The organism is Methanofollis aquaemaris (genome assembly GCF_017357525.1).
GTDB lineage: Archaea > Halobacteriota > Methanomicrobia > Methanomicrobiales > Methanofollaceae > Methanofollis > Methanofollis aquaemaris.
Window position 1 is genome coordinate 2,516,638 of record NZ_CP036172.1, and the last position, 22,966, is coordinate 2,539,603.

At 57.1% G+C, this 22,966-nt stretch carries 24 protein-coding genes; 9 read left to right on the forward strand and 15 right to left on the reverse strand.

Annotated elements, in window-relative coordinates:
* Positions 1 to 12: 12 nt before the first annotated feature.
* From cas3 to cas6, 5 genes are read right to left on the reverse strand one after another with little or no spacing between them, the layout of a single operon-like run.
* A complete protein-coding gene (cas3, locus tag RJ40_RS11950; protein ID WP_265581080.1) occupies positions 13 to 1,839 on the reverse strand; it encodes a type I-D CRISPR-associated helicase Cas3' in 1,827 nt (608 codons plus the stop codon).
* Positions 1,840 to 1,841: 2 nt separating this feature from the next.
* Positions 1,842 to 2,585 (reverse strand): hypothetical protein, encoded by a 744-nt coding sequence (locus tag RJ40_RS11955; RefSeq protein ID WP_265581081.1) that lies wholly within the window; start codon positions 2,583 to 2,585, stop codon positions 1,842 to 1,844.
* A 45-nt stretch (positions 2,586 to 2,630) separates the two neighbouring features.
* On the reverse strand, positions 2,631 to 3,677 hold the full coding sequence (cas7d, locus tag RJ40_RS11960; RefSeq protein WP_265581082.1) for a type I-D CRISPR-associated protein Cas7/Csc2: 1,047 nt from the start codon (positions 3,675 to 3,677) through the stop codon (positions 2,631 to 2,633).
* The gene (locus RJ40_RS11965) at positions 3,667 to 6,219 is read right to left on the reverse strand and encodes a hypothetical protein (RefSeq protein WP_265581084.1); all 2,553 of its coding nucleotides are present in this window, start codon (positions 6,217 to 6,219) and stop codon (positions 3,667 to 3,669) included. Before RJ40_RS11965 ends, cas7d begins: the two co-directional genes overlap by 11 nt.
* Entirely contained in the window at positions 6,206 to 7,066 is an 861-nt protein-coding gene (cas6, locus tag RJ40_RS11970; protein WP_265581085.1) for a CRISPR system precrRNA processing endoribonuclease RAMP protein Cas6, read from the reverse strand. The genes RJ40_RS11965 and cas6 overlap by 14 nt, the downstream gene beginning before the upstream one ends.
* Before the next feature lie 131 nt (positions 7,067 to 7,197).
* Here cas6 and csa3 point away from each other — a divergent pair, with 131 nt between their 5' ends.
* Positions 7,198 to 7,887 carry a CRISPR-associated CARF protein Csa3 gene (gene csa3 / locus RJ40_RS11975; protein WP_265581086.1) on the forward strand — a complete coding sequence of 230 codons (690 nt, stop codon included), beginning with the start codon at positions 7,198 to 7,200 and terminating at the stop codon, positions 7,885 to 7,887.
* Between the two features lie 368 nt (positions 7,888 to 8,255).
* On the forward strand, positions 8,256 to 8,519 hold the full coding sequence (locus tag RJ40_RS11980; RefSeq protein ID WP_265581087.1) for a hypothetical protein: 264 nt from the start codon (positions 8,256 to 8,258) through the stop codon (positions 8,517 to 8,519).
* A 563-nt stretch (positions 8,520 to 9,082) separates the two neighbouring features.
* On the opposite strand, the gene RJ40_RS11985 is transcribed toward RJ40_RS11980, so the two are convergent.
* Positions 9,083 to 9,394: a hypothetical protein gene (locus tag RJ40_RS11985; protein ID WP_265581088.1), complete on the reverse strand. Its 312-nt coding sequence runs from the start codon at positions 9,392 to 9,394 to the stop codon at positions 9,083 to 9,085.
* 50 nt (positions 9,395 to 9,444) lie between these two features.
* Positions 9,445 to 9,780: a hypothetical protein gene (locus tag RJ40_RS11990; protein ID WP_265581089.1), complete on the reverse strand. Its 336-nt coding sequence runs from the start codon at positions 9,778 to 9,780 to the stop codon at positions 9,445 to 9,447.
* 9 nt (positions 9,781 to 9,789) lie between these two features.
* On the opposite strand from RJ40_RS11990, the gene RJ40_RS11995 reads away from it, so the two are divergent.
* The gene (locus RJ40_RS11995) at positions 9,790 to 10,389 is read left to right on the forward strand and encodes a DUF2703 domain-containing protein (protein ID WP_265581090.1); all 600 of its coding nucleotides are present in this window, start codon (positions 9,790 to 9,792) and stop codon (positions 10,387 to 10,389) included.
* A gap of 6 nt (positions 10,390 to 10,395) precedes the next feature.
* Here the strand turns inward: RJ40_RS11995 and RJ40_RS12000 are convergent, their stop codons facing one another.
* Entirely contained in the window at positions 10,396 to 10,812 is a 417-nt protein-coding gene (locus tag RJ40_RS12000; protein ID WP_265581091.1) for a universal stress protein, read from the reverse strand.
* Positions 10,813 to 11,053: 241 nt separating this feature from the next.
* Between RJ40_RS12000 and RJ40_RS12005 the strand changes: the two genes are divergently transcribed.
* The gene (locus RJ40_RS12005; RefSeq protein ID WP_265581092.1) at positions 11,054 to 12,484 is read left to right on the forward strand and encodes a SulP family inorganic anion transporter; all 1,431 of its coding nucleotides are present in this window, start codon (positions 11,054 to 11,056) and stop codon (positions 12,482 to 12,484) included.
* 21 nt (positions 12,485 to 12,505) lie between these two features.
* Here the strand turns inward: RJ40_RS12005 and RJ40_RS12010 are convergent, their stop codons facing one another.
* Positions 12,506 to 12,889 (reverse strand): VOC family protein, encoded by a 384-nt coding sequence (locus RJ40_RS12010; protein ID WP_265581093.1) that lies wholly within the window; start codon positions 12,887 to 12,889, stop codon positions 12,506 to 12,508.
* A 467-nt stretch (positions 12,890 to 13,356) separates the two neighbouring features.
* Here RJ40_RS12010 and RJ40_RS12015 point away from each other — a divergent pair, with 467 nt between their 5' ends.
* Positions 13,357 to 13,980, forward strand: a complete 624-nt coding sequence (locus tag RJ40_RS12015; RefSeq protein ID WP_265581094.1) for a hypothetical protein — start codon at positions 13,357 to 13,359, stop codon at positions 13,978 to 13,980.
* A 4-nt stretch (positions 13,981 to 13,984) separates the two neighbouring features.
* On the opposite strand, the gene RJ40_RS12020 is transcribed toward RJ40_RS12015, so the two are convergent.
* The 4 genes from RJ40_RS12020 to RJ40_RS12035 all read right to left on the reverse strand — a co-directional run bounded on the left by RJ40_RS12020 (position 13,985) and on the right by RJ40_RS12035 (position 16,377).
* The gene (locus RJ40_RS12020; RefSeq protein WP_265581095.1) at positions 13,985 to 14,257 is read right to left on the reverse strand and encodes a hypothetical protein; all 273 of its coding nucleotides are present in this window, start codon (positions 14,255 to 14,257) and stop codon (positions 13,985 to 13,987) included.
* Between the two features lie 12 nt (positions 14,258 to 14,269).
* On the reverse strand, positions 14,270 to 14,458 hold the full coding sequence (locus RJ40_RS12025) for a hypothetical protein (RefSeq protein ID WP_265581096.1): 189 nt from the start codon (positions 14,456 to 14,458) through the stop codon (positions 14,270 to 14,272).
* Positions 14,459 to 14,561: 103 nt separating this feature from the next.
* Positions 14,562 to 15,311 (reverse strand): class I SAM-dependent methyltransferase, encoded by a 750-nt coding sequence (locus RJ40_RS12030; RefSeq protein ID WP_265581097.1) that lies wholly within the window; start codon positions 15,309 to 15,311, stop codon positions 14,562 to 14,564.
* 589 nt (positions 15,312 to 15,900) lie between these two features.
* The gene (locus RJ40_RS12035) at positions 15,901 to 16,377 is read right to left on the reverse strand and encodes a YbhB/YbcL family Raf kinase inhibitor-like protein (protein WP_265581098.1); all 477 of its coding nucleotides are present in this window, start codon (positions 16,375 to 16,377) and stop codon (positions 15,901 to 15,903) included.
* Positions 16,378 to 16,505: 128 nt separating this feature from the next.
* Between RJ40_RS12035 and RJ40_RS12040 the strand changes: the two genes are divergently transcribed.
* Entirely contained in the window at positions 16,506 to 17,918 is a 1,413-nt protein-coding gene (locus RJ40_RS12040) for an MFS transporter (RefSeq protein WP_265581099.1), read from the forward strand.
* A 47-nt stretch (positions 17,919 to 17,965) separates the two neighbouring features.
* The gene (locus tag RJ40_RS12045; RefSeq protein WP_265581100.1) at positions 17,966 to 19,297 is read left to right on the forward strand and encodes a deoxyribodipyrimidine photo-lyase; all 1,332 of its coding nucleotides are present in this window, start codon (positions 17,966 to 17,968) and stop codon (positions 19,295 to 19,297) included.
* 17 nt (positions 19,298 to 19,314) lie between these two features.
* Here RJ40_RS12045 and RJ40_RS12050 read toward each other — a convergent pair whose 3' ends face one another.
* A complete protein-coding gene (locus RJ40_RS12050) occupies positions 19,315 to 19,770 on the reverse strand; it encodes a ferritin-like domain-containing protein (RefSeq protein ID WP_265581101.1) in 456 nt (151 codons plus the stop codon).
* Between the two features lie 108 nt (positions 19,771 to 19,878).
* On the opposite strand from RJ40_RS12050, the gene RJ40_RS12055 reads away from it, so the two are divergent.
* Positions 19,879 to 20,775, forward strand: a complete 897-nt coding sequence (locus RJ40_RS12055) for an HhH-GPD family protein (RefSeq protein WP_265581102.1) — start codon at positions 19,879 to 19,881, stop codon at positions 20,773 to 20,775.
* Here RJ40_RS12055 and RJ40_RS12060 read toward each other — a convergent pair.
* Positions 20,772 to 22,172: a WD40 repeat domain-containing protein gene (locus tag RJ40_RS12060; protein ID WP_265581103.1), complete on the reverse strand. Its 1,401-nt coding sequence runs from the start codon at positions 22,170 to 22,172 to the stop codon at positions 20,772 to 20,774. The two genes, RJ40_RS12055 and RJ40_RS12060, sit on opposite strands and share 4 nt — an antisense overlap.
* A gap of 465 nt (positions 22,173 to 22,637) precedes the next feature.
* On the opposite strand from RJ40_RS12060, the gene RJ40_RS12065 reads away from it, so the two are divergent.
* Positions 22,638 to 22,922 carry a DUF427 domain-containing protein gene (locus RJ40_RS12065; RefSeq protein WP_265581104.1) on the forward strand — a complete coding sequence of 95 codons (285 nt, stop codon included), beginning with the start codon at positions 22,638 to 22,640 and terminating at the stop codon, positions 22,920 to 22,922.
* Positions 22,923 to 22,966 lie beyond the last annotated feature (44 nt).

A 22,966-nucleotide genomic window follows, 5' to 3' on the forward strand; every position in this document is an offset into this window, starting at 1 on the left:
ATCACCGGAACATTACTGTACCTTAATCACCTGATTGTCCCAGAGAATGACTTCCTCCGGGGCCAGCATTCGGCCCGGATCGATGGAGTATAGCAGATCTCCAAGATATTTAATCAGAAATTTCTTCTGCCCAAGAGAATACCCCTGCAATGCCTGGTCCGTGAGAGGCATAATTATGGCCTTTAGGGCCTCGCTACGGAGGGGGTATTCAACAGGTTCAGGGATATATGGAAGAATTATTGCCTGAACAAAAGGTCCATCGATATCGCTTGAAATTTCTTCCAGTTCTATTCCCTCCGGAGTTTCTCTGATCTCAACCGGTGTTCTGTTCAGGACCGCGAGGAGGTCATACACAGTCTGGCGGACTTCATGCCCCCGCACGTACCTCACATTACCTCGTAATGCACGACCACGGAGACTCTGGCAGGCCTTCTTGATATCATCGATAAAGTACATCAACCGGTCCATGTCTTTATTCGCCAGCTCCGGGTTCCGTTTATCCAATAGTATGAAGAAAGTCTTCCATATGGTATAGCCTGGTCCACTCTCTGGAGATGCGAAATATCCCTTCAGATCTTCTTTCCTGCGCCTGTATTGATCTATGGTCAACGCCTGGCGAAACGTAAAGAGAATTTTTACCTTATCGACATTGAGAGAATAATCCGTAGAGATATCCTTCATGGTCTTTATAAAATCCGGATAACTGATAATGCCCTGAGGAAAGAGATGTTCGATTCCTTTTTGAGTGAAAAGATAACAGACTGCGGGCTCGTGACGGGCGGCCCGCCCGAACCGCTGGACAAACGAATCAATGTTATATCCCTCCTCCATAAAGAGCAGCGAGATGGGATAGTTCAGCCCGACCTCACTTTTGTTTGTCGAGATCAGGATTGGCTTCGTTAAATTTGGTTTCTCCCCGATCTGATTTGTATCATATCCGTTATCCTTTTCAGACAACGCGTAGACCTCAGGACATTCCTGATACAACCTGCGGAAAAATTGGTTGCTGTCCCGCACACTGTCAAAGATCAGGAGGATGGATGGTTCCCCACCTCTTACGCTCTGGAGAGCGGACCGCAGAATTTGTACAACCTCTGCAAAATGATCAAGAATCTTCCCCTGAAAAAATGACACATCTGTTTTATGTCGGATCTTGCTTCCTTCCCTTCGATTGTTGTTCTCCATCGGTTCGGCGATGATTTCGGCTATTGATTGAGGAAGACGCTCTTCACCGATCCGAACGAGGTTCTGAAGGAGATCGATGACCTCATCCTTTGGAGTTGCAGAACTCAGGATAACTCTGTTGTAGCAGCCATTCTGGAAGAGTGCGATCTGCATCAGAATGCCGCTCAACTCAAATTCCTGATAGGCATGGAATTCATCATAAACCACATAAGAGAACTGCCTGAACACATCGAGAAGGTTCTCTTCTGGATTACGATACATCCGCCCTATTATTGCCTGGAAGATATCAGGGTTTGTTAAAATGATATTATGTCGGGCAATGAGACCCCAGAGTTCATTGCTCCGTTCAGAGCCCTTCAGATGCAGATCCTTTGATGATAATGTCGCAACAGAGTATCCTCTCTTTCTGAAATAATCCATTTGACTTGCGATGAGTGCGTTTGTCGGATAGAGGAGCAGAACCTTTTCCTCTTCTTTCAGCAGGTACTCAAAGCACGAGGTCTTCCCGGCCCCGGTCGGGGCGACAAGATGGATAACATCCGCGTTCCCCTCCTGGACGCACTCGATGAAATCCTGCTGAAATTGTCTGGGCCTCTGGGAATCATCTCCGCCGTCAGGGCCGAGCGGGATATAGACTTCATCAACAGTTGTCATTGTCAGGTAGCCATAATCTCTGGAACGAGGACGTCTTCGACAAATTTTACATCGACATCAAGGAAGTGGTGATCCCGGTAGTCACTCCCGCGGACAAGGGTGCTCGCATGATTGTAAATATCGATAAGAGAGACAGCACCCTCACCGGCACCCCGTGCCGAAGGGATCCCGTAGACATCGTGCAACATGAACAGGTTCAGGCAGACGGTTCTGGGGTTGGTCGTCTTTTTTAATCGCACTTCTCCACTTCGTCGAATCCCCATCGTCAGCAGCAGATCATCTGGCAGTGGTTCAAGAGACCACACTGTGAACGAAAACTCGCTTCCCGGTGCAAGGCCTATATATCTTCGAACCTTGTTTATCGCTGCGGGAGCGTCACTGCCCATCCTCTTTGGGTCGGTCTTCGTAAACCTCCCTAAATCACCTTTGCGATTGCTTGAAACATTGACAGTCAGGCTTCGCTCTGAAAGGTATTCAGTACTTTTGAACACCTCCTCAGTATAGGTCAGGTGCAGAGGAACACCATCTGTTACAAAGAGACCCGTGGAGGCCAGTTCTTCATACTGGTGCTGATACGCTTCCTTCCCGTACAGAAAATATCGCTTTTTAAGGAGACCTAATGAATATCCGAGTGCATATGATAGAGCTGTGCTGCTCAAGATCTCACCGGTTCGGATTAATGTGCCTTCACTCGCTGCATAAAAGAGAGGCGAGTGGATCTCTGCAACATAGGTCGTCATTTCCATGTTTGTTCACCTGGTCGCAGAAGAGAACAACTCTCAGCAATCATGTTAGTCTGTGCCGCTCTCTTCGGTTTTATCCTCTTTCTCAACAGTTTTCAGGCCTTCCTCCCTGAGAGTTACGAGGGCTTCCCTTAACACATTAGAACTGGCCTTCTCTTTTCGTTCACAGACGTTGATCGCTTTCGTAAGCCACTCCGGGAAGTCTTTGAAAAGAATCTTTTTGGACTCTTCTGTGAATCCATCCTTGACAAAGACATTCCAATCCGCCCTTTTGTGCTCCATGATGTAGGATGATAATATGGCCTTAATATCGTCCACAGAAAGATCATCTGTATCTGAAGGAATGTGATCCAGAATCATCTCCCCGCAACTCAAGGACGAGTCGGAAGGAGATTGAATGCATCCGATGATTTCATTCCTGATATTTCGGCCGGTACGCGTTTCTCGTGCACCATACCGGCTGGTGTTCAGGATGTTGTGGAGGAGGTACAGGAACATCTCTTTTGTTCCTGCCTCAAGGGTAACGAAATGAACAAAGTGCATGCCCGGTTGAACTTTCGTTGGGCTGAACAGGGCTTCTGACTGACCTCCCTTCTCGTTGCGCATAGTGCCGCTCTCATAGAGGGCATTATGTACCTCCTTGTTCATGAGGTCGTACCGCTCAAGGCTGTAGGTATAGCCTTCAATGACCCTACTCTTCTGAGAATATGTCGCCCCCGAAACAGTCCCGGCAAGACCATAGGTCAGCATGTCAGCAGTCTGAGATTTTTTCAAATCAGAAAGCGGTTCATTGTAGGTGTACTCTGGGTTGATAATATTCCCCTTATCATCCAGTTCACGGCACAAATTCAGGCCTGTGAGACGCTCTTTGCTTACGAACTTCTCTCCATTAACCTGTGCGTGCAGAACTCCGGAGAATTCCTGAGTCTCCGCCCGTTCAGGATCTGAACTCCTGAAAAGGGTAGGATCGGTTACCGTCCTCAATACAATAAGCGTAGTCGTTGGGCGTGCACGACGATAGATCTCATAGTTCTCAACGAAACCTGCATCAGGCATATCTTTTTTCAGTCCATTCCAGTTCACATCATTCGCCATTTTTCTCATCCTTCCTTGTCACGAGAATATACTCAAATTCATAGAGATCTGTGAGGGAGTTCTCCCACGTTACGATACCGTTCACACTCAAGAGTTTCTTATCTTTCAGGTAATCGGAAACACTGCTGACAAAATCCAGGCATTCCGCAGGGATATCTTTCCCTTTCTTTTTGCTGTACTGCTCACGGAGCACATCTTTCATGACCTCCGCAGATGCGAACCGCACTGCTTCATCTTCGGAAAATCCCTGTGAAAGGGCATTCATCAGCGATTCAAGAGTTGTGCGGAAGATCTTCACTTTTTTGTGCGTCCCGCCAAAACGGTGCGTCCCAAAGAGCGCCGCTCCTTTCTGTGCAACGGTTTTCATTTCCATATCACCATCATCTCGAAATAATGCATTCAAATCGTCCCCATGGGAAACAACCCACGGTTCAAAATTGTCAACCTGTCGTTTTGCAAATGGAATTACAAAAATCGGTTTGAACTCCTGGACCTGGAAAAGTCCTTTCAACGAGCCGAGGCGATTGATGAAATCCAGTTGTGCATCTCTCAACCTTACCTCAGCGAATGATTTGATTGTATCAAGTTTTAGCGTCTTTTCAAGCCGGGTTGGCATTTCATTGGAGAATGCGAACGCCTGCATCTTGACCGTTGAATAGGGGGCGGTCACAATACAACGGCACCCGGCGGCGGTACACATCTTCAGTGCCGTATGGATTGCTCGTGCTCTCCACGTAGTTTTACTTGCAAGGTCCGGATTTTTGTTCATCTTCCCGGGAACCCGAATAGCCATTGGTTTGATGTGGAAAGGGGTTCGGAAATCGCCAAGAGTGAAATTTATCCCCCAAGCATCAGATTTGGTCGTGCTTGCATGGATTGCAACGCGAGAGAGCGGGGCCCGAAAGGCATCGAGATTGGCAAACGTATAGTCGAAGTAAAAGTAGAAGAACAGCAGATCTTCCCGGACATTGAACGAACTGTTTTCGATCAACCGATTTAACAACAGAAATTCGATCTGACATGCATCGCAATACCGTTTGTATTGATCCTGGAGAGTTGTACTTTTGGTAAAGCCCCCTGATTGAATGAAATGCTTTCCTGGTTTGTAATTCTGGTGTGCTGGCGCTCCACACATAAAACAAACATCTGTCCCTCCCTTAGGGGAGGGTAAATCCATACAAGCCAGGTCATCTTTATTCAGGAATAAGATCGTCTGAACAAACGGATCAAGGACAGAACATTCTTGACTTAACTGATCTCGCAGTACTTTTGTGACTGCAGGATGTAATTGCAGAAGTTCGTCTTTCAATTCATCAGAACGCTGCACAATTTCGTGAACAGAGTATGCTTTACATTTCTGCCCCCCTACGCCCTCTGTATCTGGAAAATGTTGTCGTATCTCTCCTATTTTTCTAAGCGCAAGGAGTGTACGTTGGTCAGTGATTTCAGTTTCGATCTTGGGGAAAGATGTCCAGTCATGACCACGCTTGTCATTGTAAATAAAATACGAAAGACAGGCAATCGCTTCCTGCAGGAGGGTGTCGGCGGGATAGGTCGTTTTGCCAAGAACACTTAGCAGGCCGGATTCTGTTCTTTCACGAACAGAATTCAAAAATACCGTAAAACGCGTATTGACATCAAGAGGAATTGACAGAAGTGGCGCGATATCGAATTTCCGATCAGAAATGTTGGGCTTGGATTCAATATTCTGAATCAACTCTTCTCCGATCAGGTGTTCGAGAACGTGCGGGTCGAGGGGGACTTGCTCTGGAGCGAGGTAAAGAATTCCATGGGGTGACAGGAGAAGCGGAATACCTCCACCATCAGTAATTGCTCTCTTTACACTCCGGTAGATGACCTGGGAGAAAAGTTGTTGAGGAATGTCTGGAAGAACAATATGATGAGCGTCGAATCCTCGATCAGATAGTTCTTTGCAGATATTGGGAAGAGAATACTCTGATTTTCCCCAACTGGCAACTTTATCGCCGATCTTTACAAAAGATAGGAGTTTCCCAAACTTTGAACGACAATACCTCGACTCATGTTCTGCCTCGTCTGATTCCTGGGCATGCTGCACGAGGAATACGATATCATCAAAATATTCATTCCAATCCGGGAAATATTGCTTGAGATGAAACGGATCGGTCTCAAAATATTTTTCGATCGCGGAACGGTAGTTCCCCTTTATTTTCGTCCCGGTTTTTTCGTTCCAGAATTTCTGAACATCATGGAGTGTCAGGGCGGTGCAGAGAATTTTTACATCCAACATTTTGATAGAATGGTGATTGACCTGCTGCTGGTTATAGAGGTACAATGTCGCCCCAGTCAAGACCGCGGTAATAACATGCGCCGGAAAACTGACATCTCTCTCATATTTTGCATCATATCGAGCCGATTCCCGGAATAAATCCGGGACAACTGTAGATATATAGTCAGTCAGGTAGGGTCTAATGGCTTCATATACATCCGGGGTTTCCTGTATCAACCGTTCACGTTCCTCATCTGTTTGAGGAAGCATCTCAATGTCTTTATCGTCTCCCATTGTTTCCCTCTTGAATCATAGTACTAACCTGACCGCATCCACGTGCAACGCTGCTCCCCACTCCGCTGAAAGGTGCAAACAATGAAAGAAGAGTAACGGCATTTTTGAAGGTGATGGGTGCGTTTGGTGTAACCAGATAATTACATTCACAGACAAAGCCCTGTTTGAAGATTGGGCGCGGGTGATCTCTCTTGGCATCATGCACCGTATTTACGAGGACACTGTAGGTTTGATAGGACTCGGGTTCTGGCTTTTCTATAAGATATCTCCCAAAATCATCCAGATCGATCCCCATCCGCATCTCTTCAGGGCAGACCTGATTCCACTTCGAGAGAAGAGAATGAAACACTGCAACCCGGTGGGGGAACATCTCTGTAACTTTACTGTTTCTAAATTGAATGCACGTCGGAGTCAGGAATTTGAATGCCATTACTGGTCGTTTGTACTTTGTGACTTCAGCTATCATATCGGGATAAGTCAGAGATCTTTTTTTCACCTTCTCAACGAGGAGTGAACCTTGATCAAGTGAGACCTTCGTGTCAGGTAGGAAGAGTGACAGAATCAGGGACTCATAAATCTCCTCTTCCTGAGGATCACTAATCCCTATCCGAATTTCGTAGGATACATTCGGGCTAAGGTACTTGTGTCCCGGTCTGCGCCCCCCTGAGAAATGTCCGAGTAACCCGCTTACCGATATTGAGTGCAGAGGTGTTTCGTGGATGTGGCGACTTGTATTTTCGTCTGTATTCTGGATACAGGACAGAATTGAAGAGTATACTTGGTACCCATCGTTATGCGGAACTTCAAACCCATTCTCCGGCCGCACAGTGATGGAGATCTGACGCATAATTAAGCATGAATTCATGATTATATAAATATTTTGAATGTTTTGGGGGCCATATTTTCAAATATGAGGATTTTGATCCTGGGATTTGCGTAAATGTGCATATATATGGGTAGAGCCGAATTGCTGTTTTAATGAAAACATATCTCTCTCCACTCGGGTTTGACACGTCTCATATCGTCTCATTGATCGTCACATGTGGTATTGAACGGGGAGACCGAATCTGTCTGATCAGACCAGGGTATGGGGAAGATGCACGGGCAGAGCGAGCCATTGATGATGTCAGGGCGATGAGCCAGAAGATCAGCGGTGACATCAGAGTGGATGTCCTGAAGATTGCCAGTCGCAGTATCGAGGACATGACTCTCATGATCATGGACGAGATTTGTGCATCAACTCCGCCGGTTCTTCCAGAGGGGAATCTGATAGTAAATCTCTCCGGCGGCCCGCGTGAAGTGCTTGTTGCACTCAACACCGCCACACTCGTTCTCTCATCACACATTCATCAATGTGCAATTTTCTCAGATATTACGCGAGAGATTGAAACCTACATGCCGCCGCGCCTCCCCCTCTCGTTTGATGAACGAACGCTTCAGATATTGGCCGATATTGCCATGCACAATCCGACCTCTATTTCAGAAATTGCTGAAAGGGTTCAGGTCTCCGAGAGCACGGCGTCACGGGTTTGCGCAAAACTTGCATCCGAGGAGATGATCCAGATCCAGCAGGAAAAACGGAGCAAAATTGTAACACTTCAGTTCAGCGGAAAAATAATGCTCAAGGCAGGAGGGATCACTCTCTCAGATTTATCCAAAGTGCGTTAGTTCTTACCCCGACAAATATATTTCTTAGAGAGAGTGGTATAACAAGGTGACAGGGTAATGCAGCGCCTATAATCTATAAACGATTACAAGATTCTGTTGGAGACATCCACGACTACAACCACAGAGAATTAACAGAGATCGAAGACAGAACTGAGAGTGATAAATTGAAAGAAACCAACCCTGTACCAGAACTCTTCTGCTTCAAGGTCGTCGCGACTATCAAGGGAGGAGAAGGCAAGATGCACTATTACGTCACCGGCCCATCCATGGTCGACGTAGCCACTTGGGCACAGAAAACCTATTCCAAGGTCTGGTCCATCGAACTCCTCGGGCCGGCTTTTGTAGCTAAGTAAAAGGAGATCTCAAAAATGGAGCCCGAAAACGAAGACGCCAAAACTGTATGGAACAACCTCTACTATGCTTGTCTAGAAACAAAAGAAGAACCCTATCCACACGAGGTCATCGAAGATCTAAATAAAGCGATCCATGAAACCCTCGTGAAACACGGATACGAAGGGGAGATGGTCCACTCAAACTCAGTCCACAGTTTCATGGACCATTTTGTCTTTGCATACGAGAGAGGATATGAAGAATCAATTGAGATCATTGTTCAGCGGTGTGACACCGACTGAAAATCACCCTTATTTCCACACCAAAAACCTACCTTGAAGCAAAAAAATGGCCAAAAATCCTCTAAAATTAGTGAGAAACAAGATTTGCATCTTGATCTATCATCTGCCTTGTTTTAAAGTATGGCAACAGAATGTATAAGTGGTTTAATTCCAGCATCGTAGGATCCTAACCAAGAAACACCTAAGTCCTCAAGACGCCATTATTGGTACTGAGAAACTCGACGGTTCATGTGTTACAGTCGCAAACTTCAACAGCACTCTTCTCTTCCTCGTCAAAGCAGATTAGTCTCAGCTGATGAGAAAACCCAATAGGGATTGAAACTACTACAAGGGGGAGATGATCCCCCGCGCCCTCTGTCGCAGCTGTTGAGAAAACCCGATAGGATTGAAACAGGCGGTCCCAGGTGCGGGATTCGTAGCCCGATTTGCGTCGCAGCTGATGAGAAAACCCGATAGGGATTAATACACCATCAGGAGGGTGCCTGACTCTGGGCCCCCATCACCCCCCCGAAACCGAAAAAAATCTACAAAAACGTGGAAAAGGTGCCAGAGGAGAAAACCCCTCACCTCTCATCCAGCACCTCCTCCACCCCCTCCCTCACCCCGATCTCCCTCCTCCTCCCCCGGCCCCGGCGCACCATCTGCACATCCACCAGCCGCAGCCGCTCGAGCTTCTTCAGCCGCTCGTGGAAGACCGTGTAACTCATCTCCGCCGCCTCGCACACCCGGCCGTACACCTGCCCGGCCCCGGCCGCCCCGTCCTCGGCCCGGCCCTCGTCGAGGGCCGCCGCGAGCACCGCCCGCTCAGGCCTCGAGAGCGCCCCGACGGTCACGGCGAGGTGGCAGATCTTCGAGACCGCATAGACTGCGAGCACGTCGCCCCGCCGTCGCCCCGCCTCCTCGGCCGCCCTCGCCGCCCGCCCGATCAGATCGAGGCCGACGCGGAGGTCGGCACAGGCCGCTCGACAACGAGGTCGAGGACCGCGGGCGGCATCACCCCGGGAGCCGGCACGATCAGCGCCCTCGTCTCCTCCGCCTCGGCAAAGAGCAGCCTGACCGCCGTCGTCTTCCCGGTGCCGGGGACGCCGCGGAGCGCGGTGTTTTGCGGGCGGAGGGCGAAGGCGAAGGCGAGGGCATCGAGATGGGCGTCGCGGTATTCGAAGGCCTCGGGGAGGCGGTCGGCCTCGAAGAGAGCAGGGTCGCGAACGAGGACCGCCGGCAGTATGATTATCTGGCGGGCCGCGGAGAGTGATGACCACACGGTGAAGCCATGAAGATCAAGATTTCTGGACCCGACGACATGAAACGCAGACGCATGATAAAGAACGTCGAGATCGCGGTGGCGGAACTCGGGGTCTCCGCCGAGATCGAGAAGATCGAGGGGGCGGGCGCCGCCATGCCGCCGACCCCGGCGCTCGTCGTCGACGGCGACCTGAAGGTCGCGGGCCGGGTCGCCACCGTGCCCGAGATCAAGGCGCTCCTGCAGGAGACCGTCCTCGTCGTCGAATGGCGGCACATCGGCGAAGACATCGACGCCACCTGCGAGCGGTGCGCCGCGACCGGCCGCGTCCTCGCCGCGGTGGTCGAGGAGGTCCGCCCCGCCCTCGCCGCCCGCGGGGTCCGGGTGGAGATGGTGGAGACCGTGCTTCCGGCCGAACGGATCGCCGAATCCAACACCATTCTCTTCAACGGCACCCCGCTCGAAGACCTCCTCGAGGAGGTGCGGGTTGAGATGACGCCCTGCGCCTCCTGCTCCTGCATCGTCGGCACCGACGCCTCGTGCCGGGCGATCGTCTGCGGGGACGAGACCTGCGAGGCGGTGCCCGCCGACCTGATCCGGCGGGCGGCCCTGAAGGCGGCGGGGCGGTGAAACCCCTCACTTCACGATCATAACCGGGCAGGCGGCGAGTTGCGCCGTCTTCTGGCTGACACTTCCCAGGACGACGCCCTTGAGGGCGCCAAGCCCGCGGCTCCCGATGACGATCAGGTCGGCCCCGACCTTCTCGGCGGTCGCGAGGATCTCGGACGCCGGGTCGCCCATCCCGACCTCCAGGCTGTAGGGGACGCCCGCCTCCTCGATGAGGTGGAGGACCGGTCCGGCGACCGTCCGGGCGTCTTCCTCCAGGAGGGCGTGGACATCGAAGTTCGCCTTTACGATCCTGGACTGGGACGGCGGGACGGCCGCCACGTACACGACCGCGAGCGACGAGTCCGGCAGGTCCGCGACCAGGCCGACTGCACTCTCGGCCGCCCGCCTGGCATTCTCTGAGCCATCCACTGCAAGAAGAACCATATGAAACATGACAACCTCGAAAGACCGGTGCCGGGAGCGTGGCGCCGCGACGTCTCTGTGCCATAGAGAGCAACGCCCGGCCTTAAAACCATGCCGGGCCCTTCCCTGGCCGGAAACCTTGAAGTCCGAGGGCGCCCTTATATAATGCCAGCTGCGGCACGACCGCACCTCTCCGGGAACGCATCCTGTCCTATACCATACACCCTGAGGATTGACCGTGAATCTGAATATAATCCCTGATATGCACGCGCTCAAAACGACCTGGCTCTCCAATGTCCGCGGCGACACCCTGGCCGGGATGACCGTCGCCCTGGCCCTCATCCCCGAGGCGATCGCCTTCTCGATCATCGCCGGCGTCGACCCGATGGTCGGGCTCTACGCCTCCTTCTGCATCGCCATCGTCATCGCCTTCGCCGGCGGACGGCCGGGCATGATCTCCGCAGCCACCGGATCGATGGCCCTGGTGATGGTCATCCTGGTCCGCGACTACGGGCTCGAATATCTCCTCGCGGCGACCGTCCTCACCGGCGTGATCCAGGTCGTCCTCGGCCGCCTCCGGGTCGGGCGGTTCATCAGGTTCATCCCGTACTCGGTCGTGCTCGGGTTTGTCAACTCCCTCGCGATCCTCATCTTCCTGGCCCAGGTGCCCTTCCTCATCGGAGCATCCCCGGCCGTCTACATCATCGCGGCGGCGACCATCGCCACCATCGTCCTCCTCCCCCGCATCACCACGGCCGTTCCGCCGGCGCTCGTCGCCATCGTCGCGGCGACGGCCGCGGCCATCGGCCTGAACCTCGATATCCTCACGGTCGGCGGGATGGGCAATATCACGCAGACTCTCCCGGCCTTCCACCTGCCGGCCGTCCCGCTCACCCTCGACACTCTCTGGATCATCCTCCCGTATTCGGTGACGCTCGTCATCGTCGGGATCATCGAGTCCCTCCTCACCGCCTCGATCATCGACGAGATGACCGAGACCGAAAGCGACAAGGACCGGGAAGTGCAGGGCCAGGGGCTTGCCAACTGTGTCGCCGGGTTCTTCGGCGGGATGGCCGGGTGCGCCATGATCGGGCAGTCGGTGATCAATGTCAAGTCCGGCGGGTCGGGCCGGCTCTCCACCCTGGTCGCCGGGCTGTTTCTGATCTTTCTCATCATCGTCCTCGGGGACATCGTCGCCCGGATCCCGATGGCCGCCCTCGTCGGGGTGATGGTCATGGTCGCGGTCGGCACCTTCGAGTGGCAGTCTATTCGAGATCTCCCGAAGATCCCGCGGGGCGACGCGGCGGTGATGCTCCTCACCGTCGCCATCGTCGTCTCCACCCACGACCTCGCGAAGGGCGTCATCGCCGGCGTCGTCCTCGCCGCCCTGATCTTTGGGTGGAAGATCTCGGTCATCTCCGCGACCAGCACCACGAGAGAGGACGGGGTGAAGGTCTATACCGTGAAGGGCCAGCTCTTCTTCGGGACGATGTCGGGCTTCCAGGATCTCTTCGACTATGCCGGCGACCCGGAGCGGGTGCGGATCGACTTCTCGCACTCGCATATCTGGGACCAGTCAGGGGTCGAGGCGATCACCCGCGTCGTCCACCGCTACCAGCAGCACGGGACATCGGTGTACGTCATCGGGCTCAACCCGGAGAGCCAGGAGACGCTGGACCGTGGCTTTTCCTGAACCCGGCGGCAAAAAAAGCGATCATGAGGGGCCCTTCTGGTGCAGGGCGAGAATGTTCCCCTCGGTGTCCTTGAACCAGGCGGTCTTTGCGCCGCCGGGCTCCTCAGTAATCCCGTTCACGGTCTTGAGGTCCGGCAGATCATAATCCTCGAAAACGACCCCCTTTTTCCTGAGATCCTGCATCTCCGCCTCGATATCGGAGACCATGAACCCCGCGACCGTCTGTTCCGCCTTCGTCGGCGCGCTTTTGTAGATATAAAGAACCGTCCCTTCCCCGCAATCGAAGAAGACACCCTCGGGATCGGTATCGACAACCTTCAATCCCAGGATTTCTTCGTAAAACGCACGCGCACGTTTCAGGTCCACGACCGGTATAGTCGGTGCGACTCCCAGATTTGATAACATTTTACTCACCTCCAATGACAAAGGACACAGTCCTTCTCGGGGAGGGGAGACGCTCCACCCCGCATTAAAGGTATGCACGGGGGCGGGCCTCACTCCCACCCCCTGGATCTGCCCGGTTCGGCCTCTTTTTCGAGATTTCACCCTCTTGATCCGGGCGGAATGGACCCCGTTTTGAAACAGGCTGTTTTGCGAGTATTTTTGGGGTATGCCGGCGGGAACCACCCTTATATCCGGCCGTGGACGGGATGTGCGGCTCCGGATGGGGGAAGAGATGGGACGTTGCCGGTGCGTGGATGAGAGGGACCGGAGAAAACAGCGAAAATCAGCGCGATTGGGTGAACGCGATCGAACCATCGTACCCTCCCCCCACTCCATTCCGAACATAGCATCAACTCCGTCGACACATCTATCCGGTGGAAAAAACTTTCCGAGGGCCCCGGCGCCCCGGACAGAGAGGGAACGACACGATGGACTACACATTTCACGCACGGATACGCACCGCCCCGGAGCGGCCGGTTATCGAGAGGGCCTATGCAATGCCGGAGTCTCTGCTCTCATCAGAACCGCCGGGAAATAAAATCCTCGCACGCCTGATTCCTCCTGAACACCAGGACGGCGCCGACAACGGCACCTGGCTCGCGGACGGGTTTTATTACACCCATGACGGTCGGTCCTACACCATCAAAGAGATCCTCTTCGACCAGTACGTCACGACCCTCGTCACCGCTGAAGGCTCCGCCCTCGGTGACTTCTGGGCCGCCCCCTATGGGTGCCGGTTCGGCATCTACCCGAGCGGCGCCTGGCTTGTCGGCGAGATCGTCGGCAGGGAGTCGAACCCCGACGACCGGCCCATTGTCTGGATCCCCTGTCCGGGGATCGAGAACATCGACATCGATGTATGGGCGATAATGGGGAACGCCGAGTGGGACAGAGAGAGACAGGTCTTTGTCCTCCCTGACGGTCGATGCTTTGAAGATGACGGCGACCTGGTCAGGGCCGTCTGTGCCGGGGGGGAGGTCGCCGAAGAGGTCGAGTGGCTCAGGCACGCACTCATTCACGAATACGACCTGGTCAAAAAAATCGGGCAGTAAACCCTCATGCCCCCTCCCCGTGCTCCGGGAACGCCACCTTCGGCCGCCCCCCGCCCCGCACCTCCGCGCGGCCGGTGGAGACGAACCGGTTGATAAAATCGGGACGTGGTGCAAATCCCATATGGGCAAGTCCCCCCGGACAGCACCTTCCCTCCGTCTCCCCGCCCAGAGCGAGTGCCGGGGCGTCGGTCTCCCCGGTGGCCCTGCGGTAGAGGGCGACGGCGATGCAGCGGTGGACGGCGAGGTTGCGGCGGCCGACCTGGACCTGCGACGACAAAAATAAAGGGATCTATTTTTTTGGCTTTTTCTTCCCCTCATGCTCCTGCTCTTCGGGAGTGGGCACATCGGCGTCTGACGGGCGCTCTTCATTCTGTTCTTCTTCTCTGGCCTCTTTTTCCTTGAGGGCCTGAAGGACGAACTCGCTCATGCGGGGGTCAGGTTCTGAGGTTTCTGAACGCGACGATTTTTCATCGGACATAGAGCACCTGATATTTGTTGGATTGTATGCGTCAGCACTATATCTTGTCTGTGGTTCAAGATTCTTTGAATAAATGTCCTGTGGATGTACAGGCGGGACCGTTTCACCGATCGCCCTCGTCCTGGTGTGCGGTCTTCTTTGCGCAGAACTCGAAGACGCAGAGGTCGGGCGCCGCGCCCGGCATGCCTGAACGGTCCCCCACACGCACCGTGATCTCGCGAAAACCCGCCTTCGCCATGTACCCGGTCATTTCGTCTCGTTTCATCAGCCGCGGGGGTCCGGCGCTGCTGCGGGCAACGACCCCGTCCCTGAGCCCCAGCGTCGACCCGAAGAAGATCCCGCCTGGCTTCAGGGCGTCGTGGGCGTACATAAGGTACTCCATGAACTCGTCCTCGTCCTCGATCACATGGAAGACACTCCCCGAATAGACGGTATCGAATCTCTCCGGCCGGAACGGGAACTGATCAGTCACCAGGAAGAGATCCCCGACCTCCTCCCGGTCGGCGTAGAGGTCCATGCCGAGGTCGATGCTCTTCCAGGTGAGGTCAAACCCCCGCACCCTCTCCCGCGGGTACCCGTCGCGGAGCAGATGCCGCACGGCGTCTCCGGTGCCGCACCCGTAATCAAGAAACTCTCCCCTCAACTTCACCGCCTCTGAATAGAAGAAGTGCCGCGTGATCCGCGGCACCCAGACGCGGAGGACGATGTACGGATACGGGACATTTTTGAGCGTATATCTTTCGAGTACCTGCTCGAGGTGCCCCTTGGGGTAGACGACGCCCGCATCCTCCAGACGGTCCATGGCCTGGGCGAGTGCCTCTTTGAGCCCGGTTCCATCCCGGAAGCGCTGCATTTGTGTCATATGGCAGTCGAGAAAAAAGCAACGAAAAAAAGGGGGGAAATTGCCTGTTCCGGCATCGTTCCGGTCGGCACCGTCCGGGGGTCTGGTCTTTTTTGATTATCTTCTGCCCTCGCTCTCGTATTTTTCGAGTGCCTGGATGATGATGTCGCTCATCTGTGGCTCTTTTGATGATCTGTCATCTGAAAGCTTTGTCTGTGTGGGGGAGGGTCTTCTCATAAGTCTTCGGAGATTTGTAAAAAATATATTGGACATTTATATAAATGGTTCGGTTTTGCCCGGGTCTGAGGGATCTGGGAGGTATTCGGTATCAGTGAGGAAAAAATGGGGGGGCGGTGTTGTCGTGGGTGTGGGGGGGGCGGTGCCGTGTGAAATGGTCCGGGCCGGTCAATCCGGGTTTTTCTCCTATGGAAACCACCGGAGGCAGTTTTCAAAGATCCATAAAAAAGCAGTGAACCCTTCCCTACTTCGTCCCGCCCACCTTACGGTGGTTTCATCCTTTTCGGGAAGGATACTCACAGAGGTTGATTATTTCTGTCACTATTATAGTGTTATCGTCATCCTCGCGGAGGTGGTGCGGTTCCTACCTCCCGTACAGCACGTACGTATCCCCGTACTGGACAACGTGCTCGTTCATCGCGTCGAGGAGCGCCTTCTTGCTCGCACCGGCCGGCAGGTCGAGTTCGGTGTCCAGGCCAAAAACCCGAAACTGGTAGCGGTGCTGCTCGCCCCGCGGCGGGCACGGGCCGCTGTACCCGATCTTGCCGAATGAGTTCTCCCCCTGCCGTGCGGAGAAGGGGAAGGAGATCTCGGCATCCTTCGCGATCGCCTCCGGGATGATCCGCACCGGCTCGATGTTCCAGATGAGCCAGTGAGTGAACCCCCCGCCGCCCGGCGAGTCCGGGTCGTCGGCGACGAGGGCGAGCGATTTCGTCCGCTCGATGTCCACGCCCCCCAGACTGATCGCTGGCGAGACGTCCTCGCCGTCGCAGGTGTAGTTGGGCGGGAGCTTCAGGACAGCGATCTCGACACTCAGTTTTGTGACCGTTTTTCCGATCATGATTGATCCCCCGCACCCCCATCCGTACCGGCGATTAATATACCTTCTGCACCCCCGCGGGGGGGCCGGCGAAGTATGATGTGGCCAGAGAACCTATCCTATACACAACCCATTTCCTGGTCGATATTGTGAAACAACCCTTTCATCTCAACGATCCTCGATACCATCTCGCCGCCCTCTTCGTTCTCTGCATCACCGTGGCCGCCACGATGTTCACCGAGGCAATGATCACCCCGGCCCTCCCGGTCATTCAGGAAGAGTTCGGGGTATCGAGTGTCTGGACCTCGTGGGTGCTGATGATCGTCCTCCTCGTCGGGGCGATCGTCACCCCGATCATCGGCAAGTGCGGCGACCTCTACGGGAAGAAGCGGATGATGCTCCTCTGCATCGGGGTCTACCTCGTCGGCGTCTTTGCGAGCGGATGGGCTCCCGACATCTGGTCGCTCATCTTTTTCCGGGCGCTCCAGGGTGCAGGCCTGGGACTGTTCCCCCTCGGCTACGCCCTGATCAGGGAGCAGTTCCCCGAAGAGAAGGTGCCGATCGCGATCGGGACCATCGCCGCGATGTTTGGCGCAGGGGCCTTTGTCGGGATGTTCGTCGGTTCCTGGATCATCGAGCATGTCGGATGGCGGATGACCTTCCATGTGATCACGCCGGTGGTGGTGCTCCTCCTCCTGGCGATGGCGATCATCATCGTCCCCTCTCCACCGGCCCGAAAGGCCGCGATCGACCGGAAAGGTCTGGTCGTCATGACCCTCGGCCTCCTCACCCTGGTTATCGCCCTCACTCTGGGCGGGCAGGTCGGGTGGGCCTCGCCCGAGGTGCTCCTCTGCGCTGTCCTGACCATCCTCTTCGCCGTCGTCTTCGTGCGGATCGAGAAAGAGGCCCCCGACCCGATGGTCGACCTCGGCATGATCAAAAACCCACCGGTGCTCATCGCAATGGCGATCGGGTTCTTTGTCTGCATGATCTCGTTCATCATCATTCAGACGCTCCCCTACCTCATCGAGAGCCCGACGGGCCTTGGGCTCTCCAGGCTGACGGTGGGGCTCGTGATGATGCCGGGTGCGATCGCCGACATGATCTGCGGTCCGCTCACCGGGGTGCTGATCAGGCGGCGGGGCGTGCGGACCGCCATGCTCATCGGAACCTCGGTCGTGGCGGCGGGAGCGGTCTGTTACCTCTTCCTCCCCCTCTCGGTCGCCTCGCTCGTCGTCGCCGGTCTGGTCTACAATGCCGGGATGTCGGTCGCCCTCACCAGCAACACCATCATCGTCGTCGATTCGGTGCGGCCCGAGGAGACCGGGGTCGGGACCGCGGTCTACCACACCGTCCAGAACCTCGGCGGGATGATCGGCCCGGTCATCGCCGGGATCTTCCTCACCCTCCACACCACGGCGGTGCCTGGGTGGAGCGTCGAAGTACCGACGCAGGATGCCTTCCTCGGGATCTTCGTCACGGTCATCTGCATCGCAGCGGTCGTCCTCCTCATCGGCGGGCGGCTGCGGGATCCCGGGCGCGACGGCGCCGGCCGCCGTTGAAGGCCCGCGGCCGTCTCTTTTATCACCTCGCCCCGCCATCCCCCGGCATGCTCAGGAGGCTCAACCGTCACCCCCCGGCAGAAGGCGAGCACGTGCTGTACCGGATGCAGGCCTCGCAGCGGGCCGAGGGGAACCCGGCCCTCGAGTACGCGGTTGCGGAGGCAAACCGCCGTGCCCTCCCTCTGCTCGTCTGCTTCTGCCTGGACCCGCGGGGCGAAGGGCGGCAGGCCCGGCATCTCGGATTCATGCTCGAAGGGCTTGCCGAAACCGGGGCACATCTGGCCGACCGGGGGATCGCCTTCCTGGTCGGGGCCGGGCCGCCGCACGAGGTGGTGGCCGCCCTCGGGGAAGAGGCGGCGCTGGTGGTCGCCGACCGCGGCTACCTGCACGGACAGGCGGAGGACCGCGCCCTCCTTGCCGAACGACTCGCCGTGCCGCTCGTCGAGGTGGAGGGGGAGGTCGTGGTGCCGGTGGAGACGGCCTCGCAGAAGGAGGAGTGGTCGGCGGCGACCTTCAGGCGCCGGATCGCCAGGCACCTCGAACCCTTCCCGGCCCCTCAGGCACAGCGGGCGGTCCGGGTGCGGTCGGCAGACGATGGGAACCACGAGACTCTCAGGCTCGACCGTCCCGACGCCCTCCTCAGAACGCTCGGGGCCGCGGAGGACGCCGGGCCTGCGGCATTCACCGGGGGACTCACCGAGGCCCGCCGTCTTCTCGACCGGTTCGTCCGCGAGCGGCTCGGGCGGTACGCAAACGAACGCAACGACCCGAACGCCGACGTCCTCTCCTGCATGAGCCCGTACCTGCACTTCGGGCAGATCTCCCCCCTCGAAGTCGCCCGCCGGGTCAGGGCGGTCGGGGGCACAGACGCCGCCGCGTACCTCGAAGAACTGGTCGTCCGTCGCGAACTCTCGATGAACTTCGTCCGCTACAACCCCGCGTACGCCTCCCCCGACTGCCTCCCCGCATGGGCGGCGACGACTCTTGCCGACCACGCCGGCGACCCGCGGGAGTACGAATACGCCCTCGCCGACCTGGAGGCGGCAGCGACCCACGACCCGTACTGGAACGCCGCCCAGCGCGAACTCCTCGGCACCGGGAAGATGCACGGCTACATGCGGATGTACTGGGGCAAAAAAGTGCTCGAATGGTCTTCGACCCCGGAAGAAGCATACCACGCCCTCCTCACCCTCAACAACCGCTACGAACTGGACGGCCGGGACCCGAACGGGTATGCCGGGGTGGCCTGGTGCTTCGGGAAGCACGACCGGGCCTGGAAGGAGCGGCCGGTCTTCGGGAAAGTGCGGTACATGAACGCCCGGGGGCTGAGGCGAAAGTTCGACGCCGACCGATATGCGGCGCGGTTCGGCGAAGAGTAGGAGGGAGGTCGTCCCCCCTACCAGACCTCCGGGAAGGCCACCTCGGTGTACAGGTCCTCAAGCCGCGCCTTGTGCCCGAGTTCCATTCTGGCCAGTTCCTCGAAGATCTTTCGCTGGTCAGGATCGGTGCTCAGTTCGGCGAACTGCCGGTACATCTCCACGGCGTCTTCCTCCCGTTTGATGGCCAGTTTGATCCCGTCCACCGGCTTCATCTCGGGCGTCGGTGCCGGCCGGTCGAAGGTCTCTGAGACCTTGTAGTCCTTCGATTCGTCGAAGTGGAGTTCCATCGGCCTCGCCGCCAGGAAGTTCTCCAGGAGTTTGCGGTGCTGCCTCTCTTCGGAAGCGAGTTCCCGGAAGAGCGTCTGGAGGGCGGGATCGTTCACCCGGTCCCTGATCTCCTCGTAGAAGACATAGGCCTCCACCTCTTTGTCGATGGCACTCGCAATGATCTGTCGATAATCCTCGGTCCTCATACCTGTCCCCCTCTGCGGGAGAGAGGGCCGGTCTCGATATATATAGGTATCCGCGAGGCGGGGGGTGCAACCTCAACCTTTTTTGTGTCTTATCCCCTGATCCTATCGGTGTCTGGCAGCGAGACGACCTCTGTCGACGAGCACGCCCGGTTGATCCGGGCGTTTGAAGGGGCCCTGCGAGAGGAGGGGCCCGGAGTTGAGGCATGTGCACGGTTCAGGCAGGTGATCTGCCACTATTTCCATCATCATGCCCGGCAGATGCCGTGGCGGGAGACCGACGACCCATATCGCATCTTCGTCTCCGAGGTGATGCTCCAGCAGACGCAGGTGGAGCGGGTGCGGAAGAAATATTCTGAGTTCATCGAGCGCTTCCCCGATTTCGCCGCCCTCGCCGCGGCCGAACAGCGCGAGGTGCTGGAGGCGTGGCAGGGGCTCGGGTACAACCGGCGGGCGCTCGCCCTCAGGCAGGCGGCGCAGATGATCGTGCGGGACTTCGACGGGACGGTGCCCGCCGACCCCGCCGTCCTCGAGACCCTGCCCGGCATCGGTCGGGCGACGGCCTCCTCCATCGCCGCCTTCGTCCACAACCGCCCGACGGTATTCATCGAGACCAATGTCCGCCGGGTCTTCATCCACTTCTTCTTCAGGGACCGCGAGGATGTGCGGGACGCCGAGATCCTCCCGCTCGTCGAGATGACCCTGGACCCGGCGCACCCGCGGGAGTTTTACTGGGCGGTGATGGACTACGGCACCATGCTCAAGAAACGGTACCCAAACCCGAACCGCCGGAGTGCGTCGTACAGCAAACAGTCTGCCTTCGAGGGTTCTGACCGGCAGGTGCGGGGCAGGATGCTGAAGGCCCTCCTCGACCACGGGACGCTCACGACGGAGCGTCTGCTCTCGGAAGGGGGGGTCGTCGACGAGAAAAGAGGGACGCGGATCCTCAAAAAACTCCTGGCCGAGGGGTTTGTGGCCGAGGAGGAGGGGGAGTACCGGATCCCTTAGGCGTCCGGCGGGATGGCGAGGGTGGGGATGGCCGGGAAGGCCCCCATCGGGGCGGCGTCCCCGGTCACGGCGACGATCCCGTACGCGGTGAGCGGGTACGGCGACTTCCCCTCGAAGATAAGGCGGTCGTCGGGGTCGTAGCCGACGAACCTGGTGGGTACGACCTCGGCATCCGTCGTCGCCTCACCGTTCTCGTCAGGGAGGCAGGCGGCGATCTTCACCCGGTCCGGCCCGCCGTGGGCGGCGACCCAGGCGGCGTCCACGGTCATCCTCACCGTGACCTTTGCGTCGGCGTCGGCGGTGCGGCGAAGCACGTCGGCGACCGAGGCGCCGTCCGAGGGGCCGGCGATCTCAGGCTCGGTCTCCGTTCCGCTGAGGACAAAGGAATCGGCAAGATACTCGCTCCCGTTCTCCTCTCCCTCCGGGCCGGAGAAGGACGGCGTGGCCACCGCACCCCGGTTCTCGCCGGCATTAATCATCTCTCCTTCGAGGGCCACGAGTCTGTTGTCGTTCCCGCCGGTGCCGAAGACGATCATGCCGGCGTCAGGTGTCATGGAGAGACTGAAGACGGTGGTCCCGGCGTCGTAGGTCCAGAGTTCCTCGCCGTCACGGTCCAGGAGGGTGACTGTGTGCCCTGAGGCCACGGCGACGCGTTCGCCGTCTCTGGCGACCGCCACCCCGAAGATGCGCTCGCCAGGATCATATTTCCAGAGGAGGGTGCCGTCCCGGTCGAAGAAGTAGACGAGGCGGTCCATCGAGCCTGCGGCGACGTACCCGCCGTCAGGGGAGAGGGCGACGTTCCCGACCGTCTCGCCGGTCCGGTAACTCCAGAGGAGGGTGCCCTGGTCGGCGAAGAAGGAGACATTGTCGTCCTTGCTGCCCGCGACGAGGTACCGGCCGTCCCTGGAGAGGGCGAGGCTTGCGGCGTCGTCCCCGAGGGTACCCATCCACTCGGCAAACCCGTTGACCGAGTAGACGCCGAAGACCTGGTTGTCGAAGCCTGCGGCGACGTGTTTGCCGTCAGGGGAGATGGCCGCACTGTAGGCGAAGTAGCCGTCGTCCTCGATCTGTGCCGTCACCTCTCCGTTCCGGTCGACGACCCTGACCTTGTCCGAGGCCCCGGCGACGTACCTGCCGTCTTCGGTTATGGATACCTGGAAGACCGGCGAACCGGTCGGCAATTCCCAGACCTGGTTGCCCTCGCCGTCGAAGAGGCGCATCGCTCCGTTGGTGTCGGTCCCGGCGGCGACGTAGGCGCCGTTCGGCGATACTGTTGTCGAAAGGACTTTGCTCCCGAGGGAGACGTCCCAGAGGGGAACGGGTTTCTCGTCGGCCGCGACACCCCAGGGGACGAGGAGGAGTGTCAGGCAGAGCGCGATGTGCAGAAATGATCGCACCTTATCGCCCCCGGCCCGCACCCGGATAGATTGTCCATGCTGCCATCATTTTCACAGCTCTCGCCTCTGCGGGTATAATCATTCCTATTGATACAACCGGAATTATGACTGATTTTCCCGGATTGGAGAGGTCGCCGGGGGAGAGAGGAGGGGCCGGGCCGGGCATTGCTCATGGGTTCTCCGGGATGCGCCCGGCTTTCCATGGGGGGGAGAGGAATGGTTTGTTTCTGTTCTGGGTCTCGTTTCCGGCCGGCCCACCTGCCCCCGCGCCGGAGTTCTCTCTCCTGGTGAGGCGTCGGGTCGGGGAGGCGTTGAAGGAACGACGCCGGTCGGCACCTCCTTGCGCGTCCGTCGCACCGTTGATGTCGACCAAAACCCGTTGATACGGGCGCGGAACCGTCGGGCCCGAACGACCCGGGAAAGTCTTATCCGTCGCGCGCTCCAGGTAGGGACAGGGGGGTGACCATGGCGAAGGCCGAATGGAAAGGAAAAGTGCTCGCGGAGAGCGACCAGGTCAGGATGGTCGAGGGCAATGTCTATTTTCCACCAGGGTCTGTCCGTTTCGAGTACCTGAAGGAGTCGCCGACGAAGACGACCTGCACCTGGAAGGGCGAGGCCCATTATTATACGGTCGTGGTGGAAGGCGAGGAGAACAAGGACGCCGCCTGGTATTATCCTGATCCGAAACCTGCAGCCGAGCAGATCCGCGAATATGTCTCGTTCTGGAGGGGGGTGAAGATAATTGACTGAAAATGCGAATGAAAATCTATTTACCGGGGTGCAAGAGAAACGCA